Source organism: Pseudochelatococcus lubricantis, from assembly GCF_042432495.1.
Taxonomy (GTDB): domain Bacteria; phylum Pseudomonadota; class Alphaproteobacteria; order Rhizobiales; family Beijerinckiaceae; genus Pseudochelatococcus; species Pseudochelatococcus lubricantis.
The window spans coordinates 604,611-618,149 of sequence record NZ_JBHLXC010000001.1 but is presented as its reverse complement, the minus strand read 5'-3'; the positions used below and the strand labels follow the sequence as shown (position 1 = coordinate 618,149).

The following is a 13,539-nucleotide window of genomic DNA, read 5'->3' as shown; positions in this document are numbered from 1 at the left end:
GCTACCGGCCCGCCCGTGCATGCTTGCGAATATAGGCTTCCACCGTCGCCTGCTGGTTGGGCAGGATGACCGTCCGCTCCTCGCGGTCGAACAGGTGGGCGAGATGCGCGGGCAGCGCCGGGTGAATGCCGGTCGCCCGCTCCACCACCTGCGGGAACTTGGCGGGATGGGCGGTGGCGAGCGCCACCACCGGCACAGCCGGATCGCGCTTCAGGGCGCTGCGCGCCGCATGTACGGCAATCGCGCTGTGGGGATCGAGCACATAGCCCGTGGCGCGCCACGTCGCCGCGATCTCCGCCTCCGTCTCGGACTGGGAGACGGCGGAAGCGTCGAACCCGGCACGGATGCGCGCGAGCGGCTCGTCCTCGATGGTGAAGGCGTGCGACTGGCGCAGGTGGTCCATCAGCCGGCGCACGGCGGAAGCATCGCGCCCGTAGACGTCGAACAGCAGGCGCTCGAAGTTCGAGGAGATCTGGATGTCCATGGAAGGCGCGGATGTCGGCGTCACCGGGCGCAGCTCGTAGCGGCCGGTCGCGAGCGTGCGCGTCAGGATGTCGTTGATGTTGGTGGCGACATGCAGGCGGCTGATCGGCAGCCCCATGTGCCTGGCGACATCGCCCGCCAGCACGTCGCCGAAGTTGCCCGTTGGCACGGCGAAGGACACCGGCCGGTGCGGACTGCCGAGCGAGATGCCCGCCGTGAAATAATACACCGTCTGGGCGACGATCCGCGCCCAGTTGATCGAGTTGACACCGGACAGCGCCAGTTCGTCACGCAGCGCGTGGTCGTTGAACAGCGCCTTCAGCATGTTCTGGCAATCGTCGAACGTGCCTTCCAGCGCGATGGGGTGCACGTTGGGCGCGTCGATCGTGGTCATCTGCCGACGCTGCACCTCCGACACCCGGTTGAGCGGGTAGAGGATGAAGATGTCAACCTGCTCCAGCCCCCGGAATGCCTCGATCGCGGCGCTGCCCGTGTCGCCGGAGGTCGCGCCCACGATGGTGGCGCGCCTGCCCCGCTGCTTGAGCGCGTGGTCCATCAGCCGCCCGAGCAGCTGCATGGCGACGTCCTTGAAGGCGAGCGTCGGGCCGTGAAAAAGCTCCAGCAGGAAGAGATTGTCGTCGAGCTGCACCAGCGGGCAAACCGCGTCATGGCGGAACGTCGCGTAGGCATCGCGGATCATCGGGCCGAGGATGTCGTCCGGTATCTCGCCGCCCGTCAGCGCGCCGACGACATGAAGCGCAATGTCCTCATACGTCTGTCCCGCCCATCCGGCGATGGTCGAGGCGTCGAACGCCGGCAGGTCGCGCGGCACGTAGAGGCCGCCGTCCCGCGCCAGCCCGGTGAGCATGGCCTCGGTAAAGCTGACTTCCGGCGCCTCTCCGCGTGTCGAAATATGCAGCAAGGGGATACTCCTCGTCATCCGTTACGGCGGGAAGCGCCGCGCGGGCGCGCACTCCCCTTGATATCCGCTCCATCTACGCCGGCACGCCAACGGTGACAACAGCTGTCTTGACGGATCGGGACGCACGTCAGGGCGCGCGCCCGGCCAGATTGACGCGCACCGGCTCCTGCACGATCTCCTCCGGCGCATCCGGGCCGGGATCGTCCGGCGCGTGGTCGAGCGGGAAGACGACGCCCTTCTTCGCCTGTTCCGGCGGCGCTTCATCCTGCCCCGCGGGCGCAGGCGTGCCGTCGCGCGGCTCCTCCGGCTCCGGCGCCGCGGGCGTCTCCGGCACCACGGGCGTTTCGGCGGCGGGAGCGATGGGCTCTGCCAGCGTTTCCGGATAGGTTCCGGCGGGTGCTTCCTCAAGCGGAATTTCAGCCGGCGCGGGAACGACGGGAGCCGCAACGATCTCGACCGGCGGAGCAACCTCCGGCGTGGACGGCAGGACGCTGTCGGCGACGGCGGGCGCCGCCGCCCCGGCCATCGCAAGCGAGGCCGGGCTCACGGGCGCGGCTTCGGCCGGTGCGCGCTCTTCCGCCGTGGCCTCGCCGATCTGCTCGACCGGCGCGCTCCAGACAAAGGCGTCCAGCCGCCCCGTGACCGGCGACACGGGCTGCCACGTTTCCGATACGACGCCATCGGCAATCCAGGCGGGGTCCCGGCGCGCACGCGAGGCGCGGCCGATCCACTCGCGCCACTCGCCCCCGGCGCCATGCTCCGCCTCGGCGATATCCGCCATCAGCAGGCAGGTGCGCACGGTGGGATACTCCTCCAGCAGCGGCGTGAGCGCCATGCGGGCACGGGCGAAATCCTGCGTCTCCAGCGCCGTTGCAGCGCGGATGAGGCGCGATTCCGGATGGTGGGGAACGAGGCGCGCCAGCGCCTCCGCGCGTTCGTGGCGGTCGCGCGCCGAATCGCCGGGACGCAGATCCACATAGGCGGCAGCGATGTCGGGATGGGGCGCGAGCTTCCACGCCGTTTCCAGAATCCTGGCGGCCTTGCGCAGGCTCCCCTCGCGCGACAGCAGGCGGCCGGCGAGCACGGCAGCCGGCACGAGACCGGGCGCGAGCTTCACCGCCTCCTTCACCTCGACGAGCGCTTCGCCGGGTTCCCGCTCCTGCCGGGCGAGCGCGTCGGCCGTCAACAGCACGGCGCGCAGGCGCCTCGCGGCATCGCGGCTAATGGCCTTCTGCCGCGTCTGGCGGTCGAGCGTCGCCAACGCGCCGCGCCAGTCCCGGTCCGCCGACTGGTATTCGAGCACGGCCTCGCTCGCCCATGCCACCTTCGGCGCCAGCTCGCTCGCCTTCTGCGCGTAGGCACGCGCCGCGACCGCGTCGCCCTTGCGCCGCGCCTCGACGAAGAGGCCGCGCAGGCCCAGCACCCGCGTGTCCGGCGTGTCGAGCATCAGGTGGAACGCCGTTTCGGCGCCAGCCCTGTCGCCCGCCATCTGTGCCGCCTGCGCCTTCAGCAGCAGCGTCAGCGGCTCGCGCCCCAGCAGGCGCTCGGCCTCCGCGGCGTGGCGGCGGGCGGAAACGGCGTCGCCCGTGCCCACCGCGATGAGGCCGCGCGAGACCGACGTGACGCCCTTTGTCCGGCGGCGCGCACGCGACGAGAATGAAATAGCGGACGGCAGGCCGAATACATAGCGCAGCACTGCCCAGATCAGCGCCAGCGCCAGCGTCGTCGCCGCGACGGCTGCAAGCGCCACGACCACGGAGGTTTCGATGCGATAACCCTGCCAGACGACGGCGACATCGCCCGGGCGGTCGGCAAGCCAGCCGATGCCCAGCGCGATCAGAGCAACGATGAGAATAAAGCCGACGAGACGGACCATGGGCTCATTCTCCCCTTGCCGCGCCGGCGGCCAGAGCGGCGTCCAGCGCCTCGACCTGCGTGCGCGCCAGCGCGGCGAGCGCCGTCTGCGCGTTCACCCGGGCCTGCAACGTGTCGCCGACTGCCTTCGTCTGCTCCCGCGCGCGGTCGGGCAGGCGCTGCCAGGCGGCGAACGCCGCGCCCGCGTCGTCGCGGCGCAGGAAAGCCTCGACCTGGCCGGCGATATCCGAGGGATCGGCGGCGCCATCGACCGGACGGATGCGCACGATCCGCGAAGCGCTTGCCGCCAGCCTGTCGACGATGCCGGCGTCCGCCGGCACATCCACGACCTCGAAGGCCGCAGCCGCCCGCGCGAAAGCCGCCACGAGCGAGGACGGCGTCGCAACGCCGTTGGCAACCGCCCGCAGGGGCGCGAGCGCCGTCTCCGAGGCGCCGAGCCTGGTCAGGGTGTCGATTTCCGCCGGGAAGGGCTGCCCCCCGTTCAGGGCCTCGCGCAGCCGCTCGATGACGGCGAGGCGCGCAACGGCGGCGAGCCTCTCGCTGTTTGCCGCACCGGCGGCCAGCGCCCTGCGCTCGGCCTCGCCCACCGCTCCTTCGGCGGCCGTGACGCGCGTCGCGAGCCTTGCGATCTCGCCCGCCTGCGTATCCGCCTGCGCCGCGAAACGCAGGGGATCGAACTGTCCGAGCTTGTCCCGCACCGTCGCCTCGACGCCCGACAGGCGCTGCGTCAGCGATGTCTGCTCGTCGATCGCCGTCCGGACCCGCGCGGGATCGAGCGCCGTGATCGTCTGCTCAGTGTTGCCGATCTGGGCGGCGACGGCCGCGAGCCGTTCGTCGAGCCGCGACGACAGAGCCGTCACCTGTCCACCCGATGCGGCGATCTGTTCCTGCAGATTGCCGACCTTGCCCTGCAGGTCGGCAACCGCGGCCTGCGCTTCCTGCGCCCCGCCTTCCGCTGGCGTTCCGGCAGGAGCGGCGGCAAGCGCACCGATTCTCTCTTCGAGGGCTGCCGCGCGCTGGCGCAGCGTGTCGACGGCCCGCGTGACCGCCTCGACCTCCGGCCGCGGCGCGGCCTGCGCGACGGACTGCTCGATGGCGGCGAAGCGCGCCGCCTGATCACCGCCCGTATGAGCGAGCATGTAGGGCAACGCGGCGCTGACCGCCGCGCCCGCCACGCCGCCGGCCAGAACAGCCACGATCAGCGCCCCGACGCGCGAGGGCTCCCGGGCCTTCACGATTTGCGGTTCCGCGTGCACGGGGTCCTCGTCTTCGTTGCGGGCGGCGGCGTGTTCCTCGCGCGCCGACGGCTCCTGCACCGCTATTTCCGGTTGCGGCATGGCGACGACGGCCTCCTCGCCGGGCTGCGGCTGTGCCTCCTGCGGGGCGGTCGCTTCCGGCAGCGCGGCCGTATCGGCCGGCGAAAGCGGCTCATCGGGCGCAGCCGTCCCTTCAGGGCCGGTCGCGGCGGGTGCGGCCTCTTCCGCAACCGCGCCGTCTTGCCCGGCGGCGCGAGACCCGTCTTCCGACGCGGGCCGATCCGTCCCGGCGTCTTCCTCCGGGATCGGATTCTCATCCGGTTCGACGGTGACGGAAAGCGGCTTCTGGTCGATCGTCGCCGGTTCGCGGCGCGGCCTCGCGCGGCCCATCTTGCGGCCGCTGGGCGTTTCGTCGGTCATGCGGCTGTCCCTCCGTGCGTGTTATCCGGTCAACTACCATCAGACAGATGTATCCGACACCTGATGGCATATTGGTGAAACCATCGCGGCGCGTATCCGCGTTTTTATCACTGCCGCGATGCCTCTTCTAGCATCGCCGTTCGGCTCATGGCGAGCCTTGCTTGAGATCAATTCCAGACAAAAGCGCGAGCAGCGCCTCCTCGTGCGGCTGCCCCGCCACCAGCAGGCGCGGCACGCCCCGCTCACGCAAGGGCGCGGCCACGTCTTCCGATAGCGCCAGATGGGGCAGCGGCGCGAACGCCGGCCAGAGACCGGCCCGGTCGACGAGATCGATGGCGATGGCGGCGCTGCGCCGCGAGTAGTGCAGAACCGCGTCGATCTGCCCGCCGACGAGCGCGCCGCGCGCGGCTTCCGGCAGCTCCGCCTTCGCCTGCGCGGCATAGACGATCCACGCCACCGGATCGACGCCCGCCGCGCGCAGCAGAGCCTCCGTATCCGCCTTGTGATCGCGCCCCAGCGCCAGCAGCACGCGCGTTCCGCTCCCGGTCGCGAACAACCGGCCCGCCAGCCGCGCCAGCGAATGGCGCTCGCCGTCGGCCGCGTGAACCCTGCCGAAACCGCCGGCGCGCGCCAGCAGGGCAGTCTGCTCGCCCACCGCGAGCACGGGCAGTGCCTTCATGGCCTCCGGCAACTCCGACATGGTGGGCAGCGACGCCGCGCTGGTGACGGCGAGCGCGTCGAACGGCCCCTCGGGCGGCGGCGCGTGGGTGCGCGCGATGGCCATCACCGGCGCCGCCACGGCCGCGTGGCCGAGTGTCGCAAGCCGCGCCGCCGTGCGCAACCCGGCCGCCTTGGGACGCAGGACGAGCACGCGAAGCCCGGAGGCGCCCGCCGCCTCCGCCGTCACCATGTACCCCCGCCCTTGCGATGCGGCAGCAGCGCCGGGCTGGCGCGCGCCAGCACTTCCCGCCCCGCGTCCTCTCCGAGCGCGCGGGCATCGGCCACGGCGCCGGAGCGCTCCGCCGCCACGACCTCGCGCCCGTCCTCCGAGAGCAGCAGCCCGTTGAAATGAATGCCTCCGCCGACGATGCGCGCGTAGCCGGCGATGGGCGTGCGGCAGGAGCCGTCGAGCACGCGCAGGAAGGCCCGCTCCGCTTCCAGCGCGATTCCCGTCGGCGCGTCGGCAAGGCGGGTGACGGCCTCGCGGATGGCGATGTCCTGCTCGCGTACGACTATGGCGATGGCGCCCTGCCCGATGGCGGGCAGCATGGTTTCCACAGGAATGACCGCCGTCGCCCTGTCGGCGAGGCCGAGCCGGTTGAGCCCCGCGACGGCGAGAAGCGTCGCGTCGACCGCGCCTTCATGGATGCGCTGCAAGCGCGTGCCGACATTGCCGCGCAGCAGGGTCACGCGCACATCCGGCCGCAGCCGCAACACCTGGGCCTGCCGCCGCAGAGAGGCCGTGCCGACCACCGCGCCCGGCGACAAGGCGGTGAGGGAAGCCGCCTTCACGCTGATGAAGGCGTCGCGCACATCCTCGCGCGGCAGGCATCCGGCGATGACGAGGCCGTCGGGCAGATCGGTCGGCAGATCCTTGGCGGAATGCACCGTGACGTGCGCGCGCCCCTCGAACAGCGCCGCGTCGAGTTCTTTCGTGAACAGGCCCTTGCCGCCCGCTTCCGACAGGGCGCGGTCCTGGATGATGTCGCCCGTCGTCCTGATCGCGTCGATGACGATGCCGTCCGGCCCGTTCTCTCCCAGCGGGTCGCCGATGCCCAGCACGTTGCCCAGCGCGCGCGCCACTTCGCGCGCCTGCGCCAGCGCCAGCGGGCTGCCGCGCGTTCCGATCACGAGCGGGGAAGGCAGATTGTGCGGTGTCACGGCGAATCGATCCCGGTTCAGCAATGGGCCCACGCTGCTGTCTACGCCCCCCGGAGCGGGAACGCCAGCGGCGGCGGCGTTGTGTCGCGCGGCGGAAAACGGTGTGATCCCATTGGAATGGCTGCCCTGCCCCCGCCGCCGTTTGCCGGCGACTATAGGGTGAGATAAACCAAAGGCGAAATCCGCGTGGAAAGTTCATCGCGCGGCATGGCAGACTGCATGGCAAACCGTGGTGAGTGAAGACAAAGACGATGCGTGTTCTGGGAATCGAATCCACCTGCGACGAGACCGCCGCCGCCGTGGTGGAAACGGATGAAAACGGCCGCCCCCACATCCTGTCGAATGCGGTGCTCAGCCAGATCGCCCAGCACGCGGCTTACGGCGGCGTGGTGCCGGAGATCGCGGCGCGCGCCCATGTCGAGGTCATCGACCATCTGGTCGCCCGCGCGCTCGACGAGGCCGGCGTCACCTTCGACGAACTCGATGCCGTCGCCGCCGCTGCCGGCCCCGGCCTCATCGGCGGCGTGATCGTCGGGCTCACCACGGCCAAGGCGCTGGCGCTCGTCACCGGCAAGCCCTTCATCGCCATCAATCATCTGGAGGCGCACGCGCTGACGCCGCGCCTCACGGACAGCGTCAACTTCCCCTACCTGCTGCTGCTGGTGTCCGGCGGCCATACGCAGCTCGTCGCAGTGCGCGGCGTGGGCGACTACGTGCGGCTCGGCACCACCATCGACGACGCCATCGGCGAAGCCTTCGACAAGACGGCCAAGATGCTCGGCCTGCCCTACCCCGGCGGGCCGGAGGTCGAAAAGCAGGCGCTGCGCGGCAACCCGGAGCGTTTCGCCCTGCCGCGCCCGCTGAACGGACGGGCGGCGCCGGACTTCTCCCTCTCCGGCCTCAAGACCGCCGTGCGGGTGGAGGGGGAGCGCGTGTCGCCGCTCAGCGCCACGGACATCGCCGACCTGTGTGCCTCGTTCCAGGCCGCGGTCGTGGATGTCATCGTCGACCGCACGCGCGCCGGCCTGCGCGCCTTCCGCGAGGTCGCGGCGCGGCCCAACGCGCTCGTCGTGGCCGGCGGCGTGGCTGCCAACGGCGCGATCCGCGCCGCGTTGCACCAGCTTGCCACCGAGAGCGGCCTCAAGCTGGTGACGCCCCCGCCCGCGCTATGCACGGACAACGGCGCCATGATCGCATGGGCTGGGCTGGAGCGCCTGCGGCTCGGCGTCACCGACGACCTTTCCGCCCCCGCCCGCGCCCGCTGGCCGCTCGACAGCGTCAAGGCAGAAGTACCGGCAGAGGCAGAGGCTGCCGACGCCGAAACGCCGCTGCCCGCCGACAAGCCTCTCCCGGAAAAGCCCCACGCCGCGGCAGCGGGGCCGAGTGCATGAGCGCTCCCGGACGCCGCATCGTTATTCTGGGAGCCGGCGCATGGGGCACGGCGCTGGCCAATTCCTTCGGCTACAAGGGCCTTTCGGTCGTCCTGATCGACCGGGACGCCGAGCGTGCCCGCGAAATGGCGGCGGCGCGGGAGAACAAGCGCTTCCTGCCCGGCGTCGCGCTGTCGCCGCATGTCGATATCACCGCCGATGTTTCCGCGCTCGCCGGCGCCGGCGCGGCGCTGCTGGCGGTTCCCGCGCAGCAGTTGCGGCAGGCGCTGCGGGCGGTCGCGGGCCTGTTCCGCCCCGGCACGCCGGCGCTGGTCTGCGCCAAGGGCATCGAGCACGGCACGGGCTGCTTCATGAGCGAGATCGTGGCCGAGGAGGCGCCGGCCGCCGTTCCCGCCATCCTCTCCGGCCCCAGCTTCGCGGCGGATGTGGCGCGGGGGCTGCCGACCGCCGTCATCCTCGCGAGCGGCGACCAGCGGCTCGCCGCCACGCTGGCGGGGGAACTGTCGAGCGCGACGCTGCGCATCTACCACGGATCGGACGTGCGCGGCGTCGAGATCGGCGGCGCGGCGAAGAACGTGCTCGCCATCGCCTGCGGCATCGTCCACGGCCGGCGGCTCGGCGAAAGCGCACGGGCGGCGCTGATCGCGCGCGGCTTCGCAGAAATCATGCGTTTTGCCCGTGCCTTCGGCGCCCGCCCCGAGACGCTGATGGGCCTGTCCGGGCTCGGCGACACCGTGCTCACCTGCGGCTCGAACCAGTCCCGCAACTTCGCGTTCGGCGAGGCGCTCGGCCAGGGCGTGCCGCCCGCGGGGGCCGCCGGCGGCAAGCTGGTGGAAGGTGCTTTCACCGCCTCCGCCCTCATCGCCAAGGCGCACGGCGTGGGCGTCGAGATGCCGGTGTGCGAAGCCGTGGAGGCCGTGATCGCCGGTGACCTCACCATCGATCAGGCCATCGAGGCGCTGATGAACCGCCCCATCAAACCGGAGACCTGAATCCGATGGCGCACTGGCTCTACAAGTCCGAACCGAATGTCTGGTCCTGGGACGACCAGGTGGCGAAAGCCGATGCCGGCGAACCGTGGAACGGCGTGCGAAATTTCCTGGCCCGCAAGCACCTACAGGCGATGAAGAAAGGCGAGCTGGGCTTCTTCTACCATTCCAACGAGGGCAAGGAGATCGTTGGCATCGTCGAGGTCAGCCGCGAATACTACCCCGACCCGACCGACGGGACGGGACGCTTCGGCATGGTGGACCTGAAGGCGGTGAAGCCCCTCAAGCGCCCCGTCACGCTGCAGGAAATCAAGCAGGAGCCCCGCCTGAAGGACATGGTGCTGGTCAACAATTCGCGCCTCTCCGTCCAGCCCGTCACGGATGCCGAGTGGGCAGTGCTGCTGGAACTGGGGGCTGTTAGTGACCAGGGATAAGGTCTAGCGGCGTGTGAGCTTTCGCGCGATCATCTGCCTTTTATGACACGCCTGTCGCATTCTGCATTAGCAGAAAGTGGAATGGATCCAAGGCTTGCAGGCCCCCCGTCCCTGCGCCTAAATTCGTGTCACAGATCCACAAAGGATCGTGATGAATAACCTGCGCGGGCGGTATGGAATCGCCCCCGAACGCGGACAGGCGGGAGAGAAGCGATGACAGAGATTATCCATAACGTCACGGACGAGTGGGCGAAGCGGGCCTTCATCGACCAGAAGACGTACCAGGAATGGTACGCACAGTCAGTCAACGATCCGGATGCCTTCTGGGGCGAGCACGGCAAGCGGCTCGACTGGTTCACGCCCTACACCAGGGTGAAGAACACCTCGTTCGAGCCGGGCAACGTGTCGATCCGCTGGTTCGAGGACGGCACGCTGAACGTCGCCCACAACTGCATCGACCGGCATCTGCCGCACCGCGCCAACCAGACGGCGATCATCTGGGAAGGCGACGACCCGTCCGAATCCCGCCACATCACCTATCAGGAACTGCACGACCGCGTGGCGGAACTCGCCAACGTGCTGCGCAACCGCGGCGTCGAGAAGGGCGACCGCGTCACCATCTACCTGCCGATGATCCCCGAAGCCGCCTTCGCCATGCTGGCCTGCGCGCGGCTGGGCGCGGTGCACTCGCTCGTCTTCGCCGGCTTTTCCCCCGATTCGCTCGCGAGCCGTATCGAGGACTGCGGTTCGAAGTTCGTCATCACCGCGAACGAGGGCCTGCGCGGCGGGCGCAAGGTGCCGCTCAAGGCGAATGTCGATGCGGCCCTCAAGCGCGTTTCCGGCGTCGAGCACGTGGTCGTCGTGCGCCGCACGGATACGGACGTTCCCATGGAACCCGGCCGCGACGTCTGGTATCACGAGGCCATCGAGCAGGTTACGTCCGAATGCCCGCCGGTCGAGGTGAACGCGGAGGATCCGCTGTTCATTCTGTATACGTCCGGCTCCACCGGCAAGCCGAAGGGCGTGCTGCACACGACGGGCGGCTATCTCGTGTATGCCGCGATCACGCATCAGTACGTCTTCGACTATCACGAGGGCGACGTCTACTGGTGCACGGCGGACGTGGGCTGGGTGACGGGCCACAGCTACATCGTCTACGGCCCGCTCGCCAACGGCGCCACGACGCTGATCTTCGAGGGCGTGCCGACCTATCCCGACATCTCCCGTTTCTGGCAGGTCGTGGACAAGCACAACGTCAACATCTTCTACACCGCGCCGACAGCCATCCGCTCGCTGATGCAGGCGGGTGACGAGCCGGTGAAGAAGACGTCGCGTGCCTCGTTGCGGCTGCTCGGCTCCGTGGGCGAGCCGATCAATCCGGAGGCGTGGGAGTGGTATTACCGCGTCGTCGGCGACAGCCGCTGCCCGGTGGTCGATACGTGGTGGCAGACGGAGACCGGCGGCATCCTGATCGCCCCGCTGCCCGGCGCCACCGCCCTCAAGCCCGGCTCGGCGACGCTGCCCTTCTTCGGCGTCAAGCCCGGCATCGTCGACAACGAGGGCAGGCCGCAGGAGGGCGCGGCGGAAGGCAACCTCGTCATCACCGATAGCTGGCCGGGCCAGATGCGCAGCGTCTACGGCGATCACAAGCGCTTCGAGGAAACCTATTTCGCGACCTATCCCGGCTGTTACTTCACCGGCGACGGCGCGCGGCGCGATGCCGACGGCTATTACTGGATCACCGGCCGCGTCGACGACGTGATCAACGTCTCCGGCCACCGCATGGGCACGGCGGAAGTCGAGTCCGCCCTCGTCGCCCATGCCAAGGTGTCGGAAGCGGCCGTGGTGGGCTATCCGCACGACATCAAGGGGCAGGGCATCTACGCCTATGTCACGCTGATGGAAGGCGAGGAGCCGTCCGACGAACTGCGCAAGGAACTCGTCGCCTGGGTGCGCCGCGAGATCGGCCCCATCGCCTCGCCGGACCTCATCCAGTTCGCACCCGGCCTGCCGAAGACCCGCTCCGGCAAGATCATGCGCCGCATCCTGCGCAAGATCGCGGAGGACGAGTTCGGCAACCTCGGCGACACCTCGACGCTGGCGGATCCGACCGTGGTCGACGATCTGGTCAACAATCGCCAGAATCGCCATGATTGACGTTCAGCATGATTGACATCCAGAGAGCCTGACGACTCAACTTGGCCCCGGCGTAACGCCGGGGCTTTTTCATGCGTAGAGATCGGCCCGCGTCGGCGGCAGGCCGGAAAGGCCGCGGGCGCGCTTCGAGGCGAGCGTCTGGAAGATACCGATGGTGCCGCGCTCGAAGCCGAGCGAGACGCCGGCGAGATAGAGCAGCCACAGCCGCGTCTTCGCCTCGCCGACCTCCGCGATGGCCTTGTCGCGGTTGGCCACGAGCCGCTCACACCACAGCCGCGTGGTGCGCGCATAGTGCTCGCGCCATGCCTCGACATCGTGCACCTCGAAGCCGTGACGCTCGATGCTGCTCACGGTGCCGCCGATGTGATCGAGTTCCGCCCCGGGAAAGATGTAGTCGATGATCGCCGCATATTCCGGCCGCTTGCGCCGGAAGGCGCGTTGCGATTTCTTGGCCGGGCGGGTGATGGCGTGGTTGAGCAGCAGGCCACGCGGGCGCAGCAGGCTGTGCAGCTTGCCGAAATAGGCCGCGTGATTGTCCAGCCCGACATGCTCGAACATGCCGATGGAGGCGATCTTGTCGAATTCGCCGTCGAGTTCGCGATAGTCCTTCAGCTCCACCGTCACCCGGTCCTGAAGGCCGAGATCCGCAATCTTCCCGCGCACGTGGTCGAATTGCGCCTGCGACAAAGTGACGCCGTGGGCCTTCACGCCATAGTGCCGCGCGGCATGGCAGATGAGCCCGCCCCAGCCGCAGCCGATGTCCAGGAACCGCTCACCGGGCTGCAGCCGCAGCTTGCGGCAGATCATGTGCAGCTTGGCCTGCTGCGCCTCCTCGATTCCCGTTTCCCAGGTGGGGAAATAGGCGCAGGAATATTGCATCTCGGCATCGAGGAAGAGCTGGTAGAAGGCATTCGACACGTCATAGTGAAACTGCACCAGCGCCTTGTTGTCGCGCCCCTGCGCGTCCTTCGCCGTCTGCTCGCCGGAATAGGCGAAGCTGCCGGCGCCTTCCGCCTTGCCGCCGCCGAAGACGAACGGCAGCAGGGAGCGCACGAGGAGCCCCTTGTCGAGCTGTTTCCACAGCCGCTTGCCCGCCGTCCCGCGCCGCGCCGCGAGGTCGAACAGCGTGCCGCCCTCGATGTCGATGTCGCCCGCGCCCAGCAGTTCCACAAGCGTCGGCAGGCGGGGCGAGCGCACCAGCCGGCTGATCGCCTCCGGCGAGCGGATGACCACGGCAACGTCACCCGCCGCGCCAGCGCCGAGCGGCACGACCTCGCCGTTCCACAGCCGCACGGCGAGGTCGACCGGCGCCTTTTCCGCCACGTGGGCGAGCAAGCGCCGGATTGCTGTCAGCCGTTTGTCTGCCTCGCCCATCAGCGCCTCCCGGATCGAGCTTCTGCGATAGCCTCGGTTCCGGTTCATAGGCGCGGCGCGCGCGTTTGTCACGTCCGCGCGGCGTTCCCGTGCGGCGTGTCAGAAATCGCTGGCGATGCCCTTGACTTCCCAATCGTCATAGCGCACCGGTTCCAGTCCGCCCCGGCCGTTGACCTCGCGCCGTTCGGCAAGCGTGTTCGCCTTGCCGTCGATGACGGCGCGGCGGGCGGCGGCTTCAGCCAGCGCCCGCTCGGCGGCGGGCGTCAGCGTCTTGCGCGTCACCGGCACGGGCGGGAGTTGCCGGTCGGCAAGGTTCTTTTCGGGTGGCGATGACATCACGTCTCCTCGGCATAACGT

Annotated in this window: 11 protein-coding genes; 4 read left to right on the top strand and 7 right to left on the bottom strand. The window is 69.7% G+C overall.

Features of this window, described 5'->3' with window-relative positions; translation table 11 throughout:
* Window position 1: 1 nt before the first annotated feature.
* The 5 genes from thrC to hemC all read right to left on the bottom strand — a co-directional run bounded on the left by thrC (window position 2) and on the right by hemC (window position 6,837).
* Window positions 2-1,405, bottom strand: a complete 1,404-nt coding sequence (gene thrC / locus ACFFJ7_RS02630; RefSeq protein ID WP_377590677.1) for a threonine synthase — start codon at window positions 1,403-1,405, stop codon at window positions 2-4.
* A gap of 127 nt (window positions 1,406-1,532) precedes the next feature.
* On the bottom strand, window positions 1,533-3,281 hold the full coding sequence (locus tag ACFFJ7_RS02625) for a heme biosynthesis protein HemY (protein WP_377590676.1): 1,749 nt from the start codon (window positions 3,279-3,281) through the stop codon (window positions 1,533-1,535).
* A 4-nt stretch (window positions 3,282-3,285) separates the two neighbouring features.
* Window positions 3,286-4,956 (bottom strand): COG4223 family protein, encoded by a 1,671-nt coding sequence (locus tag ACFFJ7_RS02620; RefSeq protein ID WP_377590675.1) that lies wholly within the window; start codon window positions 4,954-4,956, stop codon window positions 3,286-3,288.
* Between the two features lie 145 nt (window positions 4,957-5,101).
* A complete protein-coding gene (locus ACFFJ7_RS02615) occupies window positions 5,102-5,866 on the bottom strand; it encodes a uroporphyrinogen-III synthase (protein ID WP_377590674.1) in 765 nt (254 codons plus the stop codon).
* Window positions 5,860-6,837 (bottom strand): hydroxymethylbilane synthase, encoded by a 978-nt coding sequence (gene hemC / locus ACFFJ7_RS02610; RefSeq protein ID WP_377590673.1) that lies wholly within the window; start codon window positions 6,835-6,837, stop codon window positions 5,860-5,862. Before hemC ends, ACFFJ7_RS02615 begins: the two co-directional genes overlap by 7 nt.
* Window positions 6,838-7,088: 251 nt before the next feature.
* On the opposite strand from hemC, the gene tsaD reads away from it, so the two are divergent.
* From tsaD to acs, 4 genes are all read left to right on the top strand, one after another.
* Window positions 7,089-8,228 carry a tRNA (adenosine(37)-N6)-threonylcarbamoyltransferase complex transferase subunit TsaD gene (gene tsaD, locus ACFFJ7_RS02605; protein ID WP_377590672.1) on the top strand — a complete coding sequence of 380 codons (1,140 nt, stop codon included), beginning with the start codon at window positions 7,089-7,091 and terminating at the stop codon, window positions 8,226-8,228.
* Window positions 8,225-9,220 (top strand): NAD(P)H-dependent glycerol-3-phosphate dehydrogenase, encoded by a 996-nt coding sequence (locus ACFFJ7_RS02600; protein ID WP_377590671.1) that lies wholly within the window; start codon window positions 8,225-8,227, stop codon window positions 9,218-9,220. The genes tsaD and ACFFJ7_RS02600 overlap by 4 nt, the downstream gene beginning before the upstream one ends.
* A 5-nt stretch (window positions 9,221-9,225) precedes the next feature.
* A complete protein-coding gene (locus ACFFJ7_RS02595; RefSeq protein ID WP_166949703.1) occupies window positions 9,226-9,651 on the top strand; it encodes an EVE domain-containing protein in 426 nt (141 codons plus the stop codon).
* A gap of 213 nt (window positions 9,652-9,864) precedes the next feature.
* Window positions 9,865-11,808 carry an acetate--CoA ligase gene (gene acs, locus ACFFJ7_RS02590; protein ID WP_377590670.1) on the top strand — a complete coding sequence of 648 codons (1,944 nt, stop codon included), beginning with the start codon at window positions 9,865-9,867 and terminating at the stop codon, window positions 11,806-11,808.
* A 69-nt stretch (window positions 11,809-11,877) separates the two neighbouring features.
* On the opposite strand, the gene ACFFJ7_RS02585 is transcribed toward acs, so the two are convergent.
* Complete coding sequence (locus tag ACFFJ7_RS02585) at window positions 11,878-13,182, bottom strand: class I SAM-dependent methyltransferase (RefSeq protein WP_377590669.1); 1,305 nt, start codon at window positions 13,180-13,182, stop codon at window positions 11,878-11,880.
* A 99-nt stretch (window positions 13,183-13,281) separates the two neighbouring features.
* A complete protein-coding gene (locus ACFFJ7_RS02580; protein ID WP_166949695.1) occupies window positions 13,282-13,518 on the bottom strand; it encodes a DUF1674 domain-containing protein in 237 nt (78 codons plus the stop codon).
* Window positions 13,519-13,539 lie beyond the last annotated feature (21 nt).

Bases quoted from the DNA above. Each gene is read 5' to 3' on its own strand.
- ACFFJ7_RS02625 (WP_377590676.1), bottom strand. From the start codon at position 3,281: ATGGTCCGTCTCGTCGGCTTTATTCTCATCGTTGCTCTGATCGCGCTG.
- ACFFJ7_RS02580 (WP_166949695.1), bottom strand. From the start codon at position 13,518: ATGTCATCGCCACCCGAAAAGAACCTTGCCGACCGGCAACTCCCGCCC.
- ACFFJ7_RS02600 (WP_377590671.1), top strand. From the start codon at position 8,225: ATGAGCGCTCCCGGACGCCGCATCGTTATTCTGGGAGCCGGCGCATGG.
- ACFFJ7_RS02595 (WP_166949703.1), top strand. From the start codon at position 9,226: ATGGCGCACTGGCTCTACAAGTCCGAACCGAATGTCTGGTCCTGGGAC.
- ACFFJ7_RS02620 (WP_377590675.1), bottom strand. From the start codon at position 4,956: ATGACCGACGAAACGCCCAGCGGCCGCAAGATGGGCCGCGCGAGGCCG.
- tsaD (WP_377590672.1), top strand. From the start codon at position 7,089: ATGCGTGTTCTGGGAATCGAATCCACCTGCGACGAGACCGCCGCCGCC.
- acs (WP_377590670.1), top strand. From the start codon at position 9,865: ATGACAGAGATTATCCATAACGTCACGGACGAGTGGGCGAAGCGGGCC.
- ACFFJ7_RS02615 (WP_377590674.1), bottom strand. From the start codon at position 5,866: ATGGTGACGGCGGAGGCGGCGGGCGCCTCCGGGCTTCGCGTGCTCGTC.
- ACFFJ7_RS02585 (WP_377590669.1), bottom strand. From the start codon at position 13,182: ATGGGCGAGGCAGACAAACGGCTGACAGCAATCCGGCGCTTGCTCGCC.